At 70.3% G+C, this 19,923-nt stretch carries 22 protein-coding genes; 16 read left to right on the forward strand and 6 right to left on the reverse strand.

Annotated elements, in window-relative coordinates:
• The first annotated feature begins 267 nt into the window (after positions 1 to 267).
• The 3 genes from CW362_RS25675 (at position 268) to CW362_RS25685 (ending at position 2,932) form a co-directional block, all read left to right on the forward strand.
• Positions 268 to 1,221, forward strand: a complete 954-nt coding sequence (locus CW362_RS25675; RefSeq protein WP_103551903.1) for a heme o synthase — start codon at positions 268 to 270, stop codon at positions 1,219 to 1,221.
• 93 nt (positions 1,222 to 1,314) lie between these two features.
• Positions 1,315 to 1,671, forward strand: a complete 357-nt coding sequence (locus CW362_RS25680; RefSeq protein ID WP_103551904.1) for a hypothetical protein — start codon at positions 1,315 to 1,317, stop codon at positions 1,669 to 1,671.
• 154 nt (positions 1,672 to 1,825) lie between these two features.
• On the forward strand, positions 1,826 to 2,932 hold the full coding sequence (locus CW362_RS25685) for an amidohydrolase family protein (RefSeq protein ID WP_103551905.1): 1,107 nt from the start codon (positions 1,826 to 1,828) through the stop codon (positions 2,930 to 2,932).
• Positions 2,933 to 3,118: 186 nt separating this feature from the next.
• On the opposite strand, the gene CW362_RS25690 is transcribed toward CW362_RS25685, so the two are convergent.
• The 4 genes from CW362_RS25690 to CW362_RS25705 form a co-directional block, all read right to left on the reverse strand.
• Positions 3,119 to 4,129 carry a COX15/CtaA family protein gene (locus CW362_RS25690; RefSeq protein WP_103551906.1) on the reverse strand — a complete coding sequence of 337 codons (1,011 nt, stop codon included), beginning with the start codon at positions 4,127 to 4,129 and terminating at the stop codon, positions 3,119 to 3,121.
• A gap of 59 nt (positions 4,130 to 4,188) precedes the next feature.
• Positions 4,189 to 5,004: an ABC transporter permease gene (locus CW362_RS25695; RefSeq protein WP_103551907.1), complete on the reverse strand. Its 816-nt coding sequence runs from the start codon at positions 5,002 to 5,004 to the stop codon at positions 4,189 to 4,191.
• 88 nt (positions 5,005 to 5,092) lie between these two features.
• On the reverse strand, positions 5,093 to 6,016 hold the full coding sequence (locus tag CW362_RS25700) for an ABC transporter ATP-binding protein (protein ID WP_103551935.1): 924 nt from the start codon (positions 6,014 to 6,016) through the stop codon (positions 5,093 to 5,095).
• Positions 6,017 to 6,027: 11 nt separating this feature from the next.
• On the reverse strand, positions 6,028 to 6,870 hold the full coding sequence (locus CW362_RS25705) for an AAC(3) family N-acetyltransferase (protein ID WP_103551908.1): 843 nt from the start codon (positions 6,868 to 6,870) through the stop codon (positions 6,028 to 6,030).
• A 161-nt stretch (positions 6,871 to 7,031) separates the two neighbouring features.
• Between CW362_RS25705 and CW362_RS25710 the strand changes: the two genes are divergently transcribed.
• The 8 genes from CW362_RS25710 to CW362_RS25745 all read left to right on the forward strand — a co-directional run bounded on the left by CW362_RS25710 (position 7,032) and on the right by CW362_RS25745 (position 13,751).
• Complete coding sequence (locus tag CW362_RS25710; RefSeq protein WP_103551909.1) at positions 7,032 to 7,775, forward strand: helix-turn-helix transcriptional regulator; 744 nt, start codon at positions 7,032 to 7,034, stop codon at positions 7,773 to 7,775.
• The gene (gene sufB, locus CW362_RS25715) at positions 7,772 to 9,193 is read left to right on the forward strand and encodes a Fe-S cluster assembly protein SufB (RefSeq protein WP_037625848.1); all 1,422 of its coding nucleotides are present in this window, start codon (positions 7,772 to 7,774) and stop codon (positions 9,191 to 9,193) included. The genes CW362_RS25710 and sufB overlap by 4 nt, the downstream gene beginning before the upstream one ends.
• Positions 9,194 to 9,251: 58 nt before the next feature.
• Positions 9,252 to 10,433, forward strand: coding sequence for a Fe-S cluster assembly protein SufD (sufD, locus tag CW362_RS25720; RefSeq protein WP_103551910.1), 1,182 nt, complete (start codon positions 9,252 to 9,254; stop codon positions 10,431 to 10,433).
• Positions 10,433 to 10,756, forward strand: a complete 324-nt coding sequence (locus CW362_RS25725) for a non-heme iron oxygenase ferredoxin subunit (protein WP_103551911.1) — start codon at positions 10,433 to 10,435, stop codon at positions 10,754 to 10,756. Before sufD ends, CW362_RS25725 begins: the two co-directional genes overlap by 1 nt.
• Before the next feature lie 7 nt (positions 10,757 to 10,763).
• A complete protein-coding gene (gene sufC / locus CW362_RS25730) occupies positions 10,764 to 11,528 on the forward strand; it encodes a Fe-S cluster assembly ATPase SufC (RefSeq protein ID WP_103551912.1) in 765 nt (254 codons plus the stop codon).
• A complete protein-coding gene (locus tag CW362_RS25735) occupies positions 11,525 to 12,781 on the forward strand; it encodes a cysteine desulfurase (protein ID WP_103551913.1) in 1,257 nt (418 codons plus the stop codon). The genes sufC and CW362_RS25735 overlap by 4 nt, the downstream gene beginning before the upstream one ends.
• Before the next feature lie 98 nt (positions 12,782 to 12,879).
• Positions 12,880 to 13,344, forward strand: a complete 465-nt coding sequence (sufU, locus tag CW362_RS25740; RefSeq protein ID WP_037625858.1) for a Fe-S cluster assembly sulfur transfer protein SufU — start codon at positions 12,880 to 12,882, stop codon at positions 13,342 to 13,344.
• A gap of 86 nt (positions 13,345 to 13,430) precedes the next feature.
• The gene (locus CW362_RS25745; protein ID WP_103551936.1) at positions 13,431 to 13,751 is read left to right on the forward strand and encodes a metal-sulfur cluster assembly factor; all 321 of its coding nucleotides are present in this window, start codon (positions 13,431 to 13,433) and stop codon (positions 13,749 to 13,751) included.
• Between the two features lie 88 nt (positions 13,752 to 13,839).
• Here the strand turns inward: CW362_RS25745 and CW362_RS25750 are convergent, their stop codons facing one another.
• A complete protein-coding gene (locus tag CW362_RS25750) occupies positions 13,840 to 14,787 on the reverse strand; it encodes an AbfB domain-containing protein (protein ID WP_103551914.1) in 948 nt (315 codons plus the stop codon).
• Positions 14,788 to 15,247: 460 nt separating this feature from the next.
• On the opposite strand from CW362_RS25750, the gene CW362_RS25755 reads away from it, so the two are divergent.
• Positions 15,248 to 15,613 (forward strand): VOC family protein, encoded by a 366-nt coding sequence (locus tag CW362_RS25755; RefSeq protein WP_103551915.1) that lies wholly within the window; start codon positions 15,248 to 15,250, stop codon positions 15,611 to 15,613.
• Positions 15,614 to 15,617: 4 nt separating this feature from the next.
• Here the strand turns inward: CW362_RS25755 and CW362_RS25760 are convergent, their stop codons facing one another.
• On the reverse strand, positions 15,618 to 16,721 hold the full coding sequence (locus CW362_RS25760; RefSeq protein WP_162684228.1) for a DUF7847 domain-containing protein: 1,104 nt from the start codon (positions 16,719 to 16,721) through the stop codon (positions 15,618 to 15,620).
• A 182-nt stretch (positions 16,722 to 16,903) separates the two neighbouring features.
• Here CW362_RS25760 and CW362_RS25765 point away from each other — a divergent pair, with 182 nt between their 5' ends.
• The 4 genes from CW362_RS25765 to CW362_RS25780 all read left to right on the forward strand — a co-directional run bounded on the left by CW362_RS25765 (position 16,904) and on the right by CW362_RS25780 (position 19,800).
• Positions 16,904 to 17,224, forward strand: coding sequence for a DMT family transporter (locus CW362_RS25765; RefSeq protein ID WP_103551917.1), 321 nt, complete (start codon positions 16,904 to 16,906; stop codon positions 17,222 to 17,224).
• 31 nt (positions 17,225 to 17,255) lie between these two features.
• Positions 17,256 to 17,828, forward strand: coding sequence for a TetR/AcrR family transcriptional regulator (locus tag CW362_RS25770; RefSeq protein WP_103551918.1), 573 nt, complete (start codon positions 17,256 to 17,258; stop codon positions 17,826 to 17,828).
• Positions 17,829 to 18,000: 172 nt separating this feature from the next.
• Positions 18,001 to 18,990: a 2,3,4,5-tetrahydropyridine-2,6-dicarboxylate N-succinyltransferase gene (gene dapD / locus CW362_RS25775; RefSeq protein ID WP_103551919.1), complete on the forward strand. Its 990-nt coding sequence runs from the start codon at positions 18,001 to 18,003 to the stop codon at positions 18,988 to 18,990.
• 483 nt (positions 18,991 to 19,473) lie between these two features.
• Positions 19,474 to 19,800, forward strand: coding sequence for a hypothetical protein (locus tag CW362_RS25780; RefSeq protein ID WP_162684229.1), 327 nt, complete (start codon positions 19,474 to 19,476; stop codon positions 19,798 to 19,800).
• Positions 19,801 to 19,923: the final 123 nt, after the last annotated feature.

Raw genomic sequence — 19,923 nt, forward strand, 5'->3', positions numbered from 1 at the left:
GAGTACGTGCGTTTTTTCGACTCATTCCAGACTGCCGGGACTCATCGGGATCCGCCTCCCGACTAGGTCGTTCCCTGCTCAGCACATGAATACGGAGCCGCTCGTCCGAGTGCTCAATCGAGTCTCGATCAGCTCTTCCGGCCGCACTCCCCAACACGGGCGCACCCCCGAGGATGCCGGGGTCTGGGCAACGTCTACAGTGGCGTGGTACGCGCGGGCCTTCACGGGGAATTCATCCCGGGGCTTGCTGGGATGTCTCTGTCAGGGGTGTGCGTGACGGCCGTCGAATCCCGTCCAGCCGGTGTGCTCGGGACGAGCAGCAGCCGGGGCCAGCGGCCGTTCGGGGCCCGTCTCAAGGCGTTCGTGGCGCTGACCAAGCCGCGGATCATCGAGCTGCTGCTGATCACCACCGTTCCGGTGATGTTCCTGGCGCAGCAGGGCGTGCCCGATCTGAAGCTGGTGCTCCTCACCTGCCTCGGCGGTTACCTGTCCGCGGGCGGCGCCAACGCGCTGAACATGTACATCGACCGCGACATCGACGCCCTCATGGAGCGCACCTCGCAGCGTCCGCTCGTCACCGGCATGGTCAGCCCCCGTGAGTGCCTGGCCTTCGGCATCACGCTGGCGGTCGTGTCGACCCTGCTGTTCGGTCTGGCCGTCAACTGGCTGTCAGCCTGGCTGTCGCTCGGAGCGCTCCTCTTCTACGTCGTCGTCTACACGATGATCCTCAAACGGCGTACCTCGCAGAACATCGTCTGGGGCGGCATCGCCGGCTGTCTGCCCGTGCTCATCGGCTGGTCGTCGGTCACGAACTCCATGTCGTGGGCGCCGGTCATCCTCTTCCTCGTCATGTTCTTCTGGACGCCGCCGCACTACTGGCCGCTGTCCATGAAGGTGCGCGAGGACTACGCGCGCGTGGGTGTGCCGATGCTGCCGGTCGTCGCGAGCAACAAGGTGGTCGCCCGGCAGATCGTCCTCTACAGCTGGGTGATGGTCGCGGTCTCGCTGCTGCTCACCCCGCTCGGCTACACGGGCTGGTTCTACACCGCGGTCGCGCTCGGCGCGGGCGGCTTCTGGCTGTGGGAGGCCCACGGCCTCCAGAACCGGGCCAAGGCCGAGGTGACGGGCGCCAAGCTGAAGGAGATGCGGCTGTTCCACTGGTCCATCACCTACGTGTCGATCCTCTTCGTGGCCGTCGCGGTGGACCCCTTCCTCCGCTAGACCGCCCCGCGGACACCGACGGGAGGGGTGCGTGGCCAAGGCCACGCACCCCTCCCGTCGCCGTTGGATCTACCCGTCGGTAGCATCCTGGCCATGGCAGACACCCAGCAGATCGACGAGACCCCCGGCACCGCCCAGGACCCCAAGGCCGAACGCGCCGCCGCCAAGCTCGCGCGGCGGATCACCGCCTTCTCCAAGGCGCACGGCGGGACCGAGGCCCAGGTCGCGTACATCGGAGAGCGCGGCGCCCGCATCGTCCTCGTCGGCGAGGACGGCGGCTGGGGCGACCTCGTGGCGACGAGCCACGAGATCGCCGAGAGTGCCGTGAAGAAGGCCGGCGTCACCGTCCACGAGGCGTTCGACGGCGAGTTCGCGGCCAAGGTGAGGACCGGCCCGTACGAGTGGAAGCGCATGGCCGGCATCCAGGTCGGCGGTCCCTCCAACGGCTGACGGCCCACAGGCCCCTCCGACGGCCGGCCCGTCACCCGTCGCACGGACGGCCGACAATCATCGGCTGTTCGCACGGGGTGCGCGCGACCAACACCTGACACCCGGCTCAGCCGTTAGGACCTGAGAAGCAACGGTCCGTCCGCGGGGAGTCCGGATGATCGAAACGCCGTCCCTGGTGGACCAGTACTGCCACGGCGTACTGCGGACGGAGCTGGGCCTCGGCACGTTCGAGGCCCACCTCGCCAGGACCGAGGGGCCACCGGCCGCGGGCACCACCCTCTTCGACACCCAGACCGGATTCGCCGTACGGCGCTGGTGCCCGCCCCTGCTCGGGCTCGAACCGCACTGCACGCCCGCCCGCTATCTGGCCCGGCGCCGCGAACTGGGCGTCCTGGAATCGGGCCGGAGACTGCTGCGCGGCAGCGGCATCACCACGTACCTCGTCGACACCGGTCTGCCCGGCGATCTGACCGGGCCGGGCGAGATGGCCTCCACGGGAGCCGCCGGGGCACACGAGATCGTCCGGCTGGAGCTGCTCGCCGAACAGGTCGCCGACACCTCGGGGACCGTCGAGTGCTTTCTCGCCAATCTCGCGGAATCCGTCCACGGAGCGGCCGAGGACGCGGTGGCCTTCACCTCCGTGGCGGGCGTGCGGCACGGTCTGGCCCTCGCGCCCGAACCGCCCGGGCCCGGGGAGGTACGGGGCGCGGCGGGCCGCTGGCTCGCGGGCCGCCGGGTGGGCGGGGCGCTCACCGACCCCGTCCTGCTCCGCCATCTGCTGTGGATCGCGGTCGCGTCGGGCCTGCCCCTGCAACTGCACGCGGGCCTCGGCGAACCCGGACAGCGCATCGACCGCACCGACCCCGTGCTGCTCACCGACTTCGTCCGCGCCACGGCCGGCCTCGGCACCGACCTGGTCCTGCTGCACGGCTACCCCTACCAGCGGCACGCGGCCCACCTCGCCGGGGTCTTCCCGCACGTCTACGCGGATCTGGGCGCCGCCCTGGTGCGCACCGGCGCACGGTCGGCCGCCGTCCTCGCCGAGACACTGGAACTGGCCCCCTTCGGCAAGCTCCTCTTCTCCAGCGGAGCGCAGGGCCTCCCCGAACTCCATGTGATCGGAGCGAGCCTCTTCCGCGAGGCGATCGCGCGGGTGCTCGGCGGCTGGGTCGCCGAAGGGGCCTGGTCACCGGCCGACGCCCAGCGGGTCGCGGCCCTGATCGCGGCGGGCAACGCCCGGCGGGTGTACGGCCTGGAATGAGCCCGGGACGCGGTGGGGCGTCTTCACCCCGGAGCGTCGGGCGGCACCGGACCGTCCCGGTGTCCGACGAAGCCACCGCCCGGGGAGGCCGCGGCGCCCGCCCCGGGTGGACGCGGCTCAGGGCCGGACCGACGAGAGATTTCCCGGGCCCCGCGATCGACGGCCTGGTGGCCGCGTACGAGGGGTCTATGCGCGCGTGAGGGACGACGAGGCCGCGGGACCCGGCAGGTCCGCCAGGGCCCCCTCCGGGCGCTCGCGCAGGGCCAGCAGGACCCGCAGCACCCCGATCCACACCAGGCAGGAGCCGAGCATGTGGAGGGCGACCAGGGCCTCGGGCAGGTCGGTGAAGTACTGGACGTAGCCGAGGACGCCCTGGGACAGCAGGATCAGGAACAGGTCGCGGGTGCGCCCCAGGGGGCCCCGGGGAGCGTCCACCGCCTTCAGGACGAACCAGAGGGCGAAGGTCAGCGTGACGACGATCCAGGCCAGCACGGCGTGCAGCTTGGCGACGTTCTCCCAGCTGACGGGGATGCGGTCGACCTCGCTGGAGTCACCCGCGTGCGGTCCGGCACCGGTGACGACCGTGCCGACCGCGATCAGCAGGACCGAGGCGGCGACCAGGAACCACACGAGCTGCTGCACCGACTTGCCGACGAGCGGACGCGGCGCCGCGTCGCCCTCGCGGGTGCGCTGCCACATGAGCGCCGCGACGGTGATGAGCGCGGTGGAGAGCAGGAAGTGGGCGGCGACCGTGTACGGGTTGAGGCCGACCAGGACGACGATCCCGCCGAGGACCGCGTTGCCCATGACGATCCAGAACTGTGCCCAGCCGAGCCGGGTGAGGCCCCGCCGCCACGGCTTCTGCGAGCGTGCCGCGACGATCGCCCAGCCGACGGCGGCGCACAGCACGTACGTCAGCATGCGGTTGCCGAACTCGATGGCGCCGTGGAAGCCCATCGCGCTCGTCGCCGTGAGCGAGTCGTCGGTGCACTTGGGCCAGGTCGGGCAGCCGAGGCCGGAGCCGGTGAGCCGCACGGCACCGCCGGTGACCACGATCACGACCGCCATGACGAGCGCGGCGAGGGCCGCGCGCTGCACCGTCCGGGAGGTCGGGGTCCAGCGTTCGGCGATGAAGGCGAGCGGGTTGCGCACCGCGCTGAGGGCATCGGCTCGGGTCAGGTTCTGCACGCGCCCCATCGTAGGGGCCCGCTTGTGCACGCTTTCACGAGGGTCGACCCCCGGAGGGGACGATTCCGTCACTCCCAGCGGAAGAACCGGCCGGCCGCGCCGAGCCCCACGACCGCCCAGACCGCCAGGATCCCCAGATCGCCCCAAGGCATCTGCGCGCCGTGCTGGAGCACCGCGCGCAGTCCGTCCGAGAGCGCCGAGACGGGCAGCAGACCGAGTACGTCCTGGGCGCCCGCGGGGAACTTGTCCAGCGGCACGATCACCCCGCCGCCGACCAGGAGCAGCAGGAAGACGAGGTTGGCGGCGGCCAGCGTCGCCTCCGCCTTGAGCGTGCCCGCCATGAGCAGCCCGAGCCCGGAGAAGGCGGCCGTGCCGAGGGCCAGCAGGAGCAGTACGGCCAGCGGGTTGCCGTGCGGCGACCAGCCCAGCGCGAAGGCGATCGAGGTGAGCAGGATCACCTGGAGGATCTCGGTGACCAGGACCGAGGCCGTCTTCGCGGTCATCAGGCCCCAGCGGGGGAGCGGGGAGGCCGCCAGCCGCTTCAGGACGCCGTAGCGGCGCTCGAAGCCCGTGGCGATGGCCTGACCGGTGAACGCCGTCGACATGACGGCCAGCGCCAGGATGCCCGGCGCCAGGAAGTCGACCGCCTCGCCCGGACCCGTGTCGATGATGTCGGCCGAGCTGAACAGGACCAGCAGCAGCGTCGGGATCACGACCGTCAGCAGCAGCTGCTCGCCGTTGCGCAGCAGCATCCTGGTCTCCAGCGCGGCCTGCGCGCGGATCATGCGGGGCAGCGGGGCGGCGCCCGGCTTCGGGGTGTACGTGCCGGTGGTGGTCACGGACGCGGCTCCTCGCCGGTCGGTTCCGAGCTGTGCCTGGCTCATGGACGCAGCTCCTTGCCGGTCAGTTCCAGGCCGTGCCTTCCCGGGGGACGACCCCCGGACCCCCGGCCGGTCCGCGGTCGAACTCGGTTCATGAACGCAGCTCCTTGCCGGTCAGTTCCAGGAAGACGTCTTCGAGGGTGTGGCGCTCCACGGAGATCTTCTCCGGCATCACACCGTGCTGGGCGCACCAGGACGTCACGGTCGCCAGCAGCTGCGGATCGACCTTGCCGCCGATCCGGTAGGCCCCGGGAGTCAGCTCGGCCGCCGTGCAGTCCGCGGGCAGGGCCTTCAGCAGCGAGGCCACGTCGAGCCCGGGGCGGCCGGTGAAGCGCAGGGTGTTCTCGGCGCCGCCGCGGCACAGCTCCTCGGGGGAGCCCTGGGCGACGACCCGGCCCGCGTCGATGATCGCGACGTCGTCGGCGAGCTGCTCGGCCTCGTCCATGTGGTGCGTGGTGAGGATCACCGAGACGCCGTCGGACCGCAGGTCGCGGACCAGGTCCCAGGTGGCGTGGCGGGCCTGCGGGTCGAGGCCGGCGGTCGGCTCGTCCAGGAAGACCAGCTCGGGGCGGCCGACGACCGCCATGGCGAGCGCGAGGCGCTGCTGCTGGCCGCCCGACAGCCGCCGGTACGTCGTACGGCCACAGCTCCCCAGGCCGAGCCGCTCGATGAGCGCGTCCACGTCCAGGGGGTGGGCGTGCAGCTTCGCGACGTGGCGGAGCATCTCGTCCGCGCGAGCGCCCGAGTAGACGCCGCCGGACTGGAGCATCACGCCGATACGGGTGTGCAGCTCACCGGACTGTCTCGCCGGGTCGAGGCCCAGGACGCGCACCGTGCCGGAGTCCGGCTTCCGGTATCCCTCGCAGGTCTCGACCGTGGTCGTCTTGCCCGCGCCGTTGGGTCCGAGTACGGCGGTGATGCCCGCCGAGGCCACCAGGTCGAGGCCGTCCACCGCGGTCTTCGTGCCGTACCGCTTCACCAGGGCCTGGACCTGGACCACGGGCTCGCTTCGCATGGGCAGCAAGTCTAGGGACGTCGTCGCGGTCCCTGACCCCCGGGGGCGGCGGCGGTCTCGACGTCCAGGTCCCGCGGGCGGTGCACCGGCAGCCACCGCTCGGCGTACGCCACCGCGTCCGCCACCGGGAAGAGCCGGGCCCGGGCCGCGCCCACGGTGCCCCGCACGACGGGACGGTCCCGTTCGAAGTCGGAGCCCAGCTCCTCGAACATCTCGGAGGTGACCGACACCTCCCGCACCGTCTCCCAGCCGGTGGGCGAGGGCCGTCCGACCTCCACGACGGGCGAGGGGACGCGGTACTCGGCCAGGTGGAAGCTGGTGCAGGCGTCGTAGCCCGCGCCGAGCAGCAGGACGCGGGCTCCGCCGGCCTCCAGCCGGGCCAGCGGGCTGCGCTCACCGAGCCGGCAGTCGGCCGCGTGCCCGCCGACGACCGCCGTCGCGTCCGGGCCCAGCGCCGCGAACGAGGTCTCCGGGTGCGCGCTGCGCAGGGCACCGGGCCAGTTGCGGACCGTCTCGGGTATCACGCCGACACCGCGGGAGGGCGTCACGCGGGGGTCGTAGGCGGGCATGGTCGCCCGGATGACCGGCCACCACTCCTCGGGGACCGGGGGCCGGCTCCACAGCGCGGGGTCGGAGAGGTCGCCGGACTGTGTCGGGACCACCAGGGTGCCGTCCGGGCCGAGCGCGTCGAGCAGTGCCTGCACGACGGCCACGGCGCCGCCGTTGACCCAGCCGAGGGCGCTGAGCGAGGAGTGCACGAGAAGCGTCTCCCCCGCTCGTACGCCGAGCGTCCGCAGGTCGGCGGCGAGGGTGTCCCGGGTGACGAGAGGGCCGGTCGGAGGGGGTGTCGGCATGGTCCGGGAGTCTTCCCGAGCGGCGGTCCGCGCGCCACCGAATTGATCGATCAAAGATCGTTTGCCCAGGTCATCTTAGGTATGCCTAAGTGACACAGCACACCGCCCGCCCCGGAGGGCGCGGCTTGTCAGGCCCTGAGGAATTACGCAACAATGGTGTTGTGAAAAACGTCGGCGAGGCTCGGGAGACCCCCGTGGGGGCCCCGCAGGAGGAACTCGCGACCGGTGAGCGTTCGACGCGCAACCGGGTCGCGCGGTCGATCCTGGACCACGGCCCGTCGACCGTCGCCGACCTGGCGGGCCGACTGGGCCTGACCCATGCCGCCGTGCGCCGTCATCTGGACGCGCTGGTCGCCGACGACGTCGTGGAAGCACGTGAGCAGCGGGTCTACGGAGCGCGTACGCGCGGCCGTCCCGCCAAGGTGTTCGCCCTGACCGACTGCGGCCGGGACGCCTTCGACCAGTCCTACGACAAGCTCGCCGAGGACGCCCTGCGCTGGATCGCCGAGCGCGAGGGCGGGGACGAGGCGGTCCTCTCCTTCGCCCGCGCCCGGATCGCCGCGCAGGCCGGGGCGTACCGCGAGGCCATCGAGGCCGCGACCCCCGAGGAACGCACGGAAGCCCTGGCGAAGGCCCTCAGCGCGGACGGGTACGCTGCCACGGCGCGCAGCGCACCGGTCGGCGAGCAGCTCTGCCAGCACCACTGCCCGGTCGCGCATGTCGCCGAGCGGTTCCCGCAGCTGTGCGAGGCGGAGACGGAGTTCTTCTCCCAGCTGCTCGGCACGCATGTCCAGCGACTGGCCACCATCGCCCACGGCGACGGGGTGTGCACGACGTTCATCCCCAACATTTCGCACGACACTCACAACGCATCCGCAAGCACGGCCGGGAGGAACCCCGCATGACGCTCCCCACGGAGACTGCCCACCCCGAACTCGAGGGTCTGGGCAAGTACGAATACGGCTGGGCCGACTCCGACACGGCCGGCGCCTCCGCCAAGCGCGGCATCAATGAGGACGTCGTCCGGGACATCTCCGCGAAGAAGAGCGAGCCGGAGTGGATGACCAAGCTCCGCCTCAAGGGCCTGCGCCTCTTCGAGAAGAAGCCCATGCCCAACTGGGGTTCCGACCTGTCGGGCATCGACTTCGACAACATCAAGTACTTCGTGCGTTCCACGGAGAAGCAGGCGGAGTCCTGGGAGGACCTGCCCGAGGACATCAAGAACACGTACGACAAGCTCGGCATCCCCGAGGCGGAGAAGCAGCGCCTCGTCGCCGGTGTCGCCGCCCAGTACGAGTCCGAGGTCGTCTACCACCAGATCCGTGAGGACCTGGAGGAGCAGGGCGTCATCTTCCTGGACACCGACACCGCCCTGAAGGAGCACCCGGAGCTCTTCAAGGAGTACTTCGGCACGGTCATCCCGGTCGGCGACAACAAGTTCGCGTCGCTGAACACCGCGGTGTGGTCCGGCGGCTCCTTCATCTACGTGCCGAAGGGCGTGCACGTCGAGATCCCGCTCCAGGCCTACTTCCGTATCAACACGGAGAACATGGGCCAGTTCGAGCGGACGCTGATCATCGTCGACGAGGACGCCTACGTCCACTACGTCGAGGGCTGCACGGCGCCGATCTACAAGTCGGACTCCCTGCACTCCGCGGTCGTCGAGATCATCGTGAAGAAGGGCGCCCGCTGCCGTTACACGACCATCCAGAACTGGTCGAACAACGTCTACAACCTGGTCACCAAGCGCGCCGTGGCGTACGAGGGCGCGACCATGGAGTGGATCGACGGCAACATCGGCTCCAAGGTCACCATGAAGTACCCGGCCGTCTACCTGATGGGCGAGCACGCCAAGGGCGAGACCCTGTCCATCGCCTTCGCGGGCGAGGGGCAGCACCAGGACGCCGGCTCCAAGATGGTCCACATGGCGCCGAACACCTCCTCGAACATCGTGTCGAAGTCCGTGGCGCGCGGCGGCGGCCGCACGTCCTACCGCGGTCTCGTCGAGATCGGCGAGGGCGCCCACGGCTCCAAGTCCAACGTCCTGTGCGACGCGCTGCTCGTCGACACCATCTCCCGCTCGGACACGTACCCGTACGTGGACGTCCGCGAGGACGACGTGTCCATGGGCCACGAGGCGACCGTCTCCAAGGTCTCCGAGGACCAGCTCTTCTACCTGATGAGCCGCGGTCTGACCGAGTTCGAGGCGATGGCCATGATCGTGCGCGGCTTCGTCGAGCCGATCGCCAAGGAACTGCCCATGGAGTACGCCCTCGAGCTCAACCGGCTGATCGAGCTCCAGATGGAGGGCGCGGTCGGTTAATCCCGAGCCGCAGTCCCCGTCAAGCCACTCACGCAAGAAAGCGAGCAGACCGACAGCCATGGCTGAGGCTCAGAACATCCCGGTCGGATCCACGACGGCCGGCCAGATCGCGGTGGCCGCCGAGTCGACCGTCGCCACGCGCATGAGCGCGCCCCCGTCCTTCGACGTGGCGGACTTCCCGGTCCCCCACGGCCGCGAGGAGGAGTGGCGGTTCACCCCGCTGGAGCGCCTGCGCGGGCTGCACGACGGCACCGCCGTCGCGACCGGCGGCGGCGTACGGGTCGAGGTGCAGGCCCCCGAGGGCGTCACCGTCGAGACCGTCGCCCGCGACGACGCGCGGATCGGCCGGGCCGGCACGCCGGTGGACCGTGTCGCCGCCCAGGCCTACTCGGCGTTCGAGAAGGCCGGCGTCGTCACCGTCCCCAAGGAGGCGGTGCTCACCGAGCCCATCCGCATCGCCGTGCACGGCGAGGGCGGGGTCGCCTACGGCCACCAGGTCATCGAACTGGGAGCCTTCGCCGAGGCCGTCGTCGTCATCGACCACACCGGTGACGCGGTCCTCGCCGCCAACGTCGACTACGTCCTCGGCGACGGCGCCAAGCTGACCGTCGTCTCCGTCCAGGACTGGGACGACACGGCCGTCCACGTCGGCCAGCACAACGCGCTGATCGGCCGCGACGCCACCTTCAAGTCGTTCGTCGTCACCTTCGGCGGCGACGTCGTGCGCCTGCACCCCCGCGTCGCGTACGCGGGCACCGGCGGCGAGGCCGAGCTGTTCGGCCTGTACTTCACGGACGCCGGCCAGCACCAGGAGCACCGCCTCCTGGTCGACCACAACACCCCGCACTGCAAGTCCAACGTCATGTACAAGGGCGCGCTGCAGGGCGAGGGGGCGCACGCCGTCTGGATCGGCGACGTCCTCATCGAGGCCAAGGCCGAGGGCACGGACACCTACGAGATGAACCGCAACCTGGTTCTGACCGACGGCGCCCGCGTCGACTCCGTGCCGAACCTGGAGATCGAGACCGGCGAGATCGTCGGCGCCGGCCACGCCTCCGCGACCGGCCGCTTCGACGACGAGCAGCTCTTCTACCTGATGGCCCGCGGCATCCCGGCCGACGAGGCCCGCCGTCTGGTGGTCCGCGGCTTCTTCGCCGAGCTGGTCCAGCAGATCGGTGTCGACGACATCGAAGAGCGCCTTCTCGTGAAGATCGACGAGGAGCTGGAGGCGTCGCTCTGATGCCCGGCACCTTCGTGCGCGCCTGTGGGCTGAGCGAGCTGGAGGAGAACACCCCCAAACGGGTGGAACTCGACGGCACGCCGGTCTCGGTCGTGATGACCGAGGGGGAGGTGTTCGCGATCAACGACATCTGCTCGCACGCGAACGTCTCGCTCTCCGAGGGCGAGGTGGAGGACTGTCAGATCGAATGCTGGCTGCACGGCTCCGCGTTCGACCTCCGCACCGGCAAGCCGTCCGGTCTTCCCGCGACGCGCCCCGTCCCCGTATACCCCGTTCAGATCGAAGGGGACGACGTGCTCGTCTCCCTCAACCAGGAGTCCTGAGGCACCCATGGCAACGCTTGAAATCCACGACCTGCACGTCACCGTCGAGGCCGACAACGCCACGAAGGAGATCCTCAAGGGCGTCGACCTGACCGTGAAGCAGGGCGAGACGCACGCCATCATGGGCCCCAACGGCTCCGGCAAGTCGACCCTCGCCTACTCGCTCGCGGGCCACCCGAAGTACACGGTCACCGGCGGCACCGTCACCCTCGACGGCGAGGACGTCCTGGAGATGTCCGTCGACGAGCGCGCCCGCGCGGGCCTGTTCCTGGCGATGCAGTACCCGGTCGAGATCCCCGGCGTCTCGGTCTCCAACTTCCTGCGCACCTCCGCCACCGCCGTCCGCGGCGAGGCCCCCAAGCTGCGCACCTGGGTGAAGGAGGTCAAGGAGACCATGGAGCGCCTCTCCATGGACCCCTCCTTCGCCGAGCGCAACGTCAACGAGGGCTTCTCCGGCGGTGAGAAGAAGCGCCACGAGATCCTCCAGCTCGAGCTGCTCAAGCCGAAGATGGCGATCCTCGACGAGACCGACTCCGGCCTGGACGTCGACGCCCTGCGCATCGTCTCCGAGGGCGTCAACCGCGTCCGCGAGACCGGCGAGGTGGGCACCCTGCTCATCACCCACTACACGCGCATCCTGCGCTACATCAAGCCCGACTTCGTCCACGTCTTCTCCGGCGGCCGCATCGTCGAGTCCGGCGGCGCCGAGCTCGCCGACAAGCTGGAGAACGAGGGCTACGAGGCTTACACGAAGGGTGGCGTATCCGCGTGACGCAGCTGCCGGGCCTCCTCGACACCGAGGCGATCCGCAAGGACTTCCCCATCCTGGACCGCCAGGTCCACGACGGCAAGAAGATCGTGTACCTGGACAATGCGGCGACCTCGCAGAAGCCGCGCCAGGTGCTGGACGCCCTGAGCGAGTACTACGAGCGCTACAACGCCAACGTCCACCGCGGTGTGCATGTGCTCGCCGAGGAGGCCACGGCGCTGTACGAGGGCGCGCGCGACAAGATCGCCGCCTTCATCAACGCTCCGAGCCGCGACGAGGTGATCTTCACCAAGAACGCCTCCGAGTCGCTCAACCTCGTGGCCAACATGCTCGGCTGGGCCGAGGAGCCCTACCGGGTCGACCACGAGACCGAGATCGTCATCACGGAGATGGAGCACCACTCCAACATCGTCCCGTGGCAGCTGCTCTCGCAGCGCACCGGCGCGAAGCTGAAGTGGTTCGGCCTCACCGACGACGGCCGTCTCGACCTGTCGAACATCGACGAGATCATCACGGAGAAGACGAAGATCGTCTCCTTCGTGCTGGTGTCGAACATCCTGGGCACCGTGAACCCGGTCGAGGCGATAGTGCGCCGCGCCCAGGAGGTCGGCGCCCTGGTCCTGATCGACGCGTCCCAGGCCGCGCCGCACATGCCGCTCGACGTCCAGGCCCTCCAGGCCGACTTCGTGGCCTTCACCGGCCACAAGATGTGCGGCCCGACCGGCATCGGCGTCCTGTGGGGCCGCCAGGAACTCCTGGAGGACCTCCCGCCGTTCCTCGGCGGCGGCGAGATGATCGAGACCGTGTCGATGCACTCGTCGACCTACGCTCCGGCGCCGCACAAGTTCGAGGCGGGCACGCCCCCGATCGCGCAGGCGGTCGGCCTCGGCGCGGCGATCGACTACCTGAACTCGATCGGCATGGACAAGATCCTCGCCCACGAGCACGCGCTCACCGAGTACGCGGTGAAGCGGCTCGCGGAGGTCCCCGACCTGAGGATCATCGGCCCCACCACGGCCGAGGACCGCGGCGCGGCGATCTCGTTCACGCTGGGCGACATCCACCCGCACGACGTGGGCCAGGTTCTCGACGAGCAGGGCATCGCGGTCCGGGTCGGCCACCACTGCGCCCGTCCGGTCTGCCTGCGCTACGGAATTCCTGCGACGACGCGGGCGTCGTTCTATCTGTACTCCACGCCGTCCGAGATCGACGCTCTGGTCGACGGCCTGGAGCACGTACGGAACTTCTTCGGCTGAGGGGCTGGCTGGGACGTGCTGTGCTATCCCGGGGGGCAACCCCCGGACCCCCGGCCGGAAGGCCATGTATCGGACGCTGGGATGCGAGGTTCGCCGCAGTGAAGCTGGATTCGATGTACCAGGAAGTCATCCTGGACCACTACAAGCACCCGCACGGGCGCGGTCTCCGGGACGGCGACGCCGAGGTGCACCACGTCAATCCCACGTGCGGTGACGAGATCACCCTGCGCGTGAAGTACGACGGCGAGCGGATCGAGGACATCTCGTACGAGGGCCAGGGCTGCTCGATCAGCCAGGCCTCGGCCTCCGTGCTGAACGACCTCCTGGTCGGCAAGGACGTGTCCGACGCGCAGCGGATCCAGGAGACCTTCCTGGAACTGATGCAGTCCAAGGGCCGGATCGAGCCCGACGACGCGATGGAGGAGGTGCTGGAGGACGCGGTCGCGTTCGCCGGTGTCTCCAAGTACCCGGCCCGGGTCAAGTGCGCCCTCCTGAGCTGGATGGCGTGGAAGGACGCGACGGCCCAGGCTCTGGGCGAGAGCGCCGAGAGGAAGACGGCATGAGCGAGAACACTGTGACATCGGACGAGACCGTCGTGACGTCGGACGAGTCCGCGGTCGCGGCCGGCACCGCCGCGGCGGGCGAGGGCCTGACGTCGAAGCCGGCCTCGGAGGAAGAGGTCCGCGAGGCGCTCTACGACGTCGTGGACCCCGAGCTGGGCATCGACGTCGTCAACCTCGGCCTCATCTACGGCATCCACATCGACGACGCGAACATCGCGACGATCGACATGACCCTGACGTCCGCGGCCTGTCCGCTCACCGACGTCATCGAGGACCAGGCCAAGTCCGCCACGGACGGCCTCGTCAACGAACTGCGCATCAACTGGGTCTGGATGCCGCCGTGGGGCCCGGACAAGATCACGGACGACGGCCGCGAGCAGCTCCGGGCGCTCGGGTTCAACGTCTGATTCCCGGAGCTCCGGCTTCCGGACACCTCGCACGGGGCGGCACCTTCGGGTGCCGCCCCGTCGTGTTGTCCCCGTGGACGTCCCGGGCTCAGGCCCAGCCCCGTACCAGGCGGAACGCCGAGTCCTCCCCGTAGAGCCTGTCGCGCTCGTAACGCCCGAGGACGAGCTGGAAGTTGCGGTGGCGCAGGAAGCGGCCGGGGTAGTTGACCGCCTCCAGCATGACGGCGCCCGAGCGGGAGGAGGTCCGGGGGCAGAAGGTGGCGTCCTCCCGGAAGAGGGCGGAGCCGTCGTTCCGGTCGGCGCGCAGCACGAAGTCGCGGTGGCGCAGATAGGAGCCGTCGACGGTGCTGAAGGAGTAGCAGGAGGACTTCGCCAGTCCCGCGACCACCTTGAAGCTGGCGGCCCGCCGGGTCGTGGCCGAGCTGGACGAGTCGACCGGGTCGAGCCGGACCTGACCGTCACTCACATGCCAGTAGCGTTCCGGGTAGTTGACCGCCTGGACCGACTTCAGCCCGGAGGCCGGCCGGGGCGCGGACGTGGAGGGCGCCGGCTTCCCGGGTGCGGTCGGGCCGCCGGAACCCTTGCCGGACGGGGCCGGTGACGCGGACTCCCGCGACGTCGCGTCCGGCGAGGCCGAGAGTGAACTCCCCGGGGAGGACAGGGCGTTCTTGCCCGCCGGGGCCGTGGTCGCTCCCGCGGGGGCGGCGGGGCCGCCGAGGAGGAAGGGGTTCGCCGTGTCGGAGACGGTCCTGTTGTCCGCCTGACGTGACGAAGCGTCGGAATGGCCCGTCTGCACGGAGAGCACGGCTGTGACGGCGACGGTGACGGCGACCGCGAGCCCGCCTGCCAGCCAGAGCCGCCGCGTTCCCGGCAGCCTGCCCTCGTCGTCCGCTCCGATCGGCTCCCAGGGCCGGGACGCGGGAACGAGGTCGGCCGGCGCCGGGTAGGGCGCGCCGTGCGGGGTGGGGCGCCAGGGCACGATCTCCCTGGAGGGGGTGGATCCGTCGGGACCGGATCCGGGCGTCACTTCTGGCATGCGCGTTCCTAAGCGGGGGGAGGGTCGAGCGCGTGAGGGGGGGCGAAGCGAAAGATGGAGGGTGCGCGCGGCACACGGAGCGGGGTGGTCATGGAGACCCGGTGTGCGGCTGGTGAAACAGTAGTGGAACTGGTGACTACTGAGCAGTCGTTTACCACATCGGTACAGGTATTTACGTGCGGCGTTTTTCGGGCAATCGCCCACAGAAACAGGGGAGTTGGGCGGGGTGGAGGCCCGGCCGGGTGAGGGGCGGCGGGCGGCCGGGGGCGAGGGCCCCACGAGGGGTGTGCGGATCTGTGCGCCTGACGGCACGCTCTTCCGCCGCCGGGTACAGGCGTGCCGGTGTGCCTGGGGCCGGTGTGCGCGTGCCGGTGTGCCTGAGGCGGTGCTTCCGTGGCCGGGGTGCGCGTGCCGGTGTGGCTGTTGGCGGAGCCCTTGTCGCCGGGGGAGACTGCCGTTCATGGCCGTCTCCTTCTACCAACTGACCATCGACGCCCACGACCTGCCGGCGCTCGCCCGCTTCTGGTGCCGTGTCCTCGACTGGCAGGTGCTGTTCGAGGACGAGGACGAGATCGTCATCGGCTCGGACGCGCACGCACTGCCCGGAATCTGCTTCGTGTCCGTGGGCGAGCGCAAGACCGCCAAGAACCGCCTCCACATCGATCTCACACCGGACGACCAGGCCGCCGAGGTCGAGCGGATCCTCGCCCTCGGGGCGCGCCGGGCCGACGTGGGGCAGGGCGAGGACGTCACCTGGACCGTCCTCGCCGATCCCGAGGGCAACGAGTTCTGCGTGCTGCGGCCGAAGAAGTCGTTGCTCGACTGAGCCGCTACGCGACCGGGCCGGGCGTCTCCCCGGCGGCGGACGCGCGGAACAGCACGTCCGCCAGGCCCTCCCGGCGGATGCGCTGGTCGATGTAGAGGAGGCTGGTCACCAGCGGCATGAACACCATGAAGAAGAGCTGGGCGACGGCACTGGCGATCGCCGAGAGCACCAGGGCCGGTCCCAGGTCGGGCAGCATCTGGACGTAGACCTCCGACATGCTCACGGACGTCCCGGTCGAGGGGGTGTAGGGCTGAGGGGTCGGCGTGGCCCACTGGAACGGCAGGTTCGTCACGAGGGAGACGATGAACGCGATCAGGCTTCCCAGCAGTGTGATGCCGAACGTGCGCCACCACGCGCCGCGCACCAGCCGCGCCGACCGGCGAAGGGCCGTCAGGGGGGACGCCCCCTCCAGCACCGCGGCGGCCGGGGCGAAGCTGAACCGGACGAGGAGCCAGAGCGCCGGCGGCACCGAGAGCAGCAGGAGCAGGAAGGCGAGGGCGGCCGGTATGAAGGGCTCGCCGTTCATCACCACGGCCAGCATCGCCGCGAAGATCATCAAGACGAACAGGGCCACCGGAACCGCGATGAACAGGCCCATCAGCAGGGTCACCCCGAGGACGGACGGGGTGCGCGACCATGCGCGCTTCCAGACGGCGCCGAAGTGCGTCCGGCGGCCGAGAACGGCGTCGTGCAGGGTGGCCGCGGACGAGGCCTGGATGAAGGAGCCCGCCACCAGCGCCACCAGCATGCCCACGGCCCAAGCGGAGCCGAACGCGATCAGGACCGCACGCAGATCGGCCCCGTCGACGGACCGGGGCGCCGCGGTCATGCGGTGCAACTGGTCCTTCGTCGCGAGGTAGGCGACCACTTCCAGACCGAGCGTCAGGGCCGCCAGGACCAGGACGCCCGCGAGGGCGACCCCGAACAGCGGCTTCGCGTAGCGGCGCATCGTACCGAAGGCGCCGCCGAGGATGTGGTCCACGCCGAGCGGGGCCAGCGGGATCACACCCGGCTTGGGCGGGGGCGGCGGCATCCAGCCCCAGCCGCCCGGGGCACCCCAGTACGGCCCCGACGGCCCCGACGGTCCCCACCCAGAACTGTCCGACATGCCCCTCGCGCTCCATGTGTCGTCGGGGGTCTGTTCGGCTCCGGCCCCCTTGTGATCGCGAACGATATCCGCTGGGGCGGATGGTGCCCATGGCATATACGGGATCCATGCACGTAACTCCGTGGACGCCGGATGCGTACACCCGTACGCGTCCGCCGCGTCCCATGTGTACAGTCGTACACATGGGATACGTGCTGCTCGCCGGTGCCATAGCGGCGGAGGTCGGGGCGACGACCGCGATGAAGTACACCGAGGGTTTCAGCAGACTCTGGCCGTCCCTGGCGACCGTCCTCGGATACCTCGTCGCCTTCGCGCTGCTGGCGCAGACCCTGAAGACCGTCTCGGTCGGCACGGCCTACGCGATCTGGGCCGGCGTCGGCACCGCCGCCATCGCCGTGATCGGCATGCTGTTCCTCGGCGAGGGACTCACGGCCGCGAAGGCCGCCGGGATCCTGCTGATCATCGGCGGGGTCGTCCTGCTGAACCTGGGCGGGGCGCACTGATGTCCGGGCCCGGTGCCGCGGACGGCGGACCGTGACGGCACGGCGGTACGACCCCGGGCGGCGGCAGCGGATCATCGACGCGGCGATCCGCGTCGTCGGCGCCAGGGGCATCGCCGGGCTCAGCCATCGCTCCGTCGCGGCCGAGGCCGATGTGCCGCTCGGCTCCACCACGTACCACTTCAGGACCCTCGACGACCTGATGGTCGCGGCCCTGCGCCAGACGAACGAGGGCTTCGCCGAGCTGCTCGCCGCGCGCGGAACCCTGGAGGACACGCGCGCGGACCTGGCCGCCGAACTCGCCGGACTGATGGGCGAATGGCTGGCCGGCGACCGTACGGGCGTGGAGCTGGAGTACGAGCTCTACCTCGCCGCCCTCCGCAGACCCGCGCTGCGCCCGGTGGCCGCCGAGTGGATCGACAGCCTCGTCGAGCCGCTGACCCGCCGCACGGATCCGGTCACCGCGCGGGCGCTCGTCGCCCTGCTGGACGGGATCTGTCTCCAGATGCTGCTGACGGGGACGTCGTACGACGAGGAGTACGCGCGGGAGGTGCTGGGCCGGATCCTCCGGTGCGGCGGGGCGACGGGAGACGGTCCGGCGGGGTGACCGGGGCGGTCCGGTGGGCTTGTCGGCGGTGGTCCGGCGGTGGTCCGGCGGGGCGACGGGAGGCAGGCCGGCGAGGTGGGTGGGCGGTTCGCCGGTCGGCCGGTCGCCCGGTCACCGAGACGGACCGCGCACCGGTTCGCCCGCGCGGCCCCCGTCAAGTTAGGTTGCACCCATGACCGACACGACTGCTTCTCGTACCACCGGCGCCGTCGCCGCCGGGCTCGCCACCCTCACCGCCGACGGGACCGTTCTCGACACCTGGTTCCCCGCCCCCGAACTGTCCGCCGAGCCCGGCCCGGCCGGCACCGAGCGGCTGTCCGCCGAGCGGGCCGTGGAACTGCTCGGCGAGGGAGCCGCGCAGGCCATCGGTCCGGACGCCCGCCGGGGCGTCGAGGTGGTCGCGGTCCGTACGGTCATCGCGTCGCTGGACGACAAGCCGCTCGACGCGCACGACGCGTACCTGCGTCTGCACCTCCTCTCGCACCGCCTGGTCAAGCCGCACGGCCAGAACCTGGACGGCCTGTTCGGGCTGCTCACCAACGTCGCCTGGACCTCGCTCGGCCCGGTCGCCGTCGACGACATCGAGAAGGTCCGGCTGAACGCGCGCGCCGCCGGCCTGCACCTCCAGGTGACCTCCGTCGACAAGTTCCCGCGCATGACGGACTATGTCGCTCCCAAGGGCGTCCGCATCGCCGACGCCGACCGGGTCCGCCTCGGCGCGCACCTCGCCGAGGGCACGACCGTCATGCACGAGGGCTTCGTGAACTTCAACGCGGGCACGCTCGGCACCTCCATGGTCGAGGGCCGCATCTCCGCCGGTGTCGTCGTCGGCGACGGTTCGGACATCGGCGGCGGCGCGTCCACCATGGGCACCCTCTCGGGCGGCGGCAACGTCCGCATCACCATCGGCGAGCGCTGCCTCGTCGGCGCGGAGGCGGGCGTCGGCATCGCTCTCGGCGACGAGTGCGTGGTCGAGGCCGGGCTGTACGTCACCGCGGGCACCCGCGTGACGATGCCCGACGGCGAGGTCGTCAAGGCCCGCGACCTGTCCGGCGCCTCGAACATCCTCTTCCGCCGCAACTCGGTCACCGGAACCGTCGAGGCCCGCCCGAACAACGCGGTCTGGGGCGGCCTGAACGAGATCCTGCACAGCCACAACTGATCAAGGGTGGCCGTGACCTGTGGCTGTCTAACCGATCACCGCTCTGACCTGCTGCTGAGCTGTCGGCACCTGTCGACGCTGGTCACCATCGAGCGCCCTCCCACGGCCCCAGGACGGCCCGGGAGGGCGCTCGTGTGTTGAGGAAGGCACGGGAGCTGTTGGGCCATGCCGAGAAGGCGCGGAGAGGGGTGGGGCACGGTTTCATCGGTTGAGTCCCGAGCTGGCTGCCGGGGACCTTAATTCCCACCCCTCATGACCGCGGAGTCCTGTCGGACGAACCTGACCGGCCCAACAGCTCAGACCGTAGCGGACACCACTGACAGAGGAGCCACGAAGGAGAGGCGAGCACCTTCTGATCCGTAGCTCTAGAGAGAACGGTCGATCAGGGCCGTACCGGACGAAGATGAGCCCGTGGCGCCCACTGCTGAGCAGGGACGGCTGCTGTGGTTGCTGTACCTCGCTGCTGTACGCAGAATCACCCGCATGGGATCTATGCAGCCTCAGCTGAGCTGGCCGTTTGAAGGGGAAGCCTTCCCCCATGACTTGCTTGCGATCATCCAAAGGACGGTCTCGGCTGGGGAGTTTCCGGCCCTCACTGTGATCCACGATGACGAGGATGACTGGCTCGTGAGCGACGGCGTCCACGATCCCAACGGCAGTGATGCCTCATCGGTCCTCCACCTCCAGCACGTCTTGGACTTGGACCCGTCAGTTGCCCAGCTGGCCACCATGCCACCTGGATACGTCGCATGGCGATCAACTGCGTCTGATGACTGGGTCGTTGAGGAATGGACCTACGCCGATGACTAGCACCGGATCGATAGGACTGCGGCGCAGGGCTTAGAAGGCGCCTGGCTCGTGCACCCGCGACAGGTTCCCGACCTGGGCGGTCACTGGCATCAACGGCGGCTTACCACGCGACTTCGACAGGCA

The organism is Streptomyces populi (assembly GCF_002911015.1).
In the GTDB taxonomy this organism is placed as follows: domain Bacteria; phylum Actinomycetota; class Actinomycetes; order Streptomycetales; family Streptomycetaceae; genus Streptomyces; species Streptomyces populi.

Coding starts and splice junctions, on each gene's coding strand:
- CW362_RS25680 (WP_103551904.1), top strand. CDS start 1,315: ATGGCAGACACCCAGCAGATCGACGAGACCCCCGGCACCGCCCAGGAC.
- CW362_RS25685 (WP_103551905.1), top strand. CDS start 1,826: ATGATCGAAACGCCGTCCCTGGTGGACCAGTACTGCCACGGCGTACTG.
- CW362_RS25690 (WP_103551906.1), bottom strand. CDS start 4,129: ATGGGGCGCGTGCAGAACCTGACCCGAGCCGATGCCCTCAGCGCGGTG.
- CW362_RS25695 (WP_103551907.1), bottom strand. CDS start 5,004: ATGAGCCAGGCACAGCTCGGAACCGACCGGCGAGGAGCCGCGTCCGTG.
- CW362_RS25700 (WP_103551935.1), bottom strand. CDS start 6,016: ATGCGAAGCGAGCCCGTGGTCCAGGTCCAGGCCCTGGTGAAGCGGTAC.
- CW362_RS25705 (WP_103551908.1), bottom strand. CDS start 6,870: ATGCCGACACCCCCTCCGACCGGCCCTCTCGTCACCCGGGACACCCTC.
- sufB (WP_037625848.1), top strand. CDS start 7,772: ATGACGCTCCCCACGGAGACTGCCCACCCCGAACTCGAGGGTCTGGGC.
- sufD (WP_103551910.1), top strand. CDS start 9,252: ATGGCTGAGGCTCAGAACATCCCGGTCGGATCCACGACGGCCGGCCAG.
- CW362_RS25725 (WP_103551911.1), top strand. CDS start 10,433: ATGCCCGGCACCTTCGTGCGCGCCTGTGGGCTGAGCGAGCTGGAGGAG.
- sufC (WP_103551912.1), top strand. CDS start 10,764: ATGGCAACGCTTGAAATCCACGACCTGCACGTCACCGTCGAGGCCGAC.
- CW362_RS25750 (WP_103551914.1), bottom strand. CDS start 14,787: ATGCCAGAAGTGACGCCCGGATCCGGTCCCGACGGATCCACCCCCTCC.
- CW362_RS25755 (WP_103551915.1), top strand. CDS start 15,248: ATGGCCGTCTCCTTCTACCAACTGACCATCGACGCCCACGACCTGCCG.
- CW362_RS25760 (WP_162684228.1), bottom strand. CDS start 16,721: ATGTCGGACAGTTCTGGGTGGGGACCGTCGGGGCCGTCGGGGCCGTAC.
- CW362_RS25765 (WP_103551917.1), top strand. CDS start 16,904: ATGGGATACGTGCTGCTCGCCGGTGCCATAGCGGCGGAGGTCGGGGCG.
- dapD (WP_103551919.1), top strand. CDS start 18,001: ATGACCGACACGACTGCTTCTCGTACCACCGGCGCCGTCGCCGCCGGG.
- CW362_RS25780 (WP_162684229.1), top strand. CDS start 19,474: ATGGGATCTATGCAGCCTCAGCTGAGCTGGCCGTTTGAAGGGGAAGCC.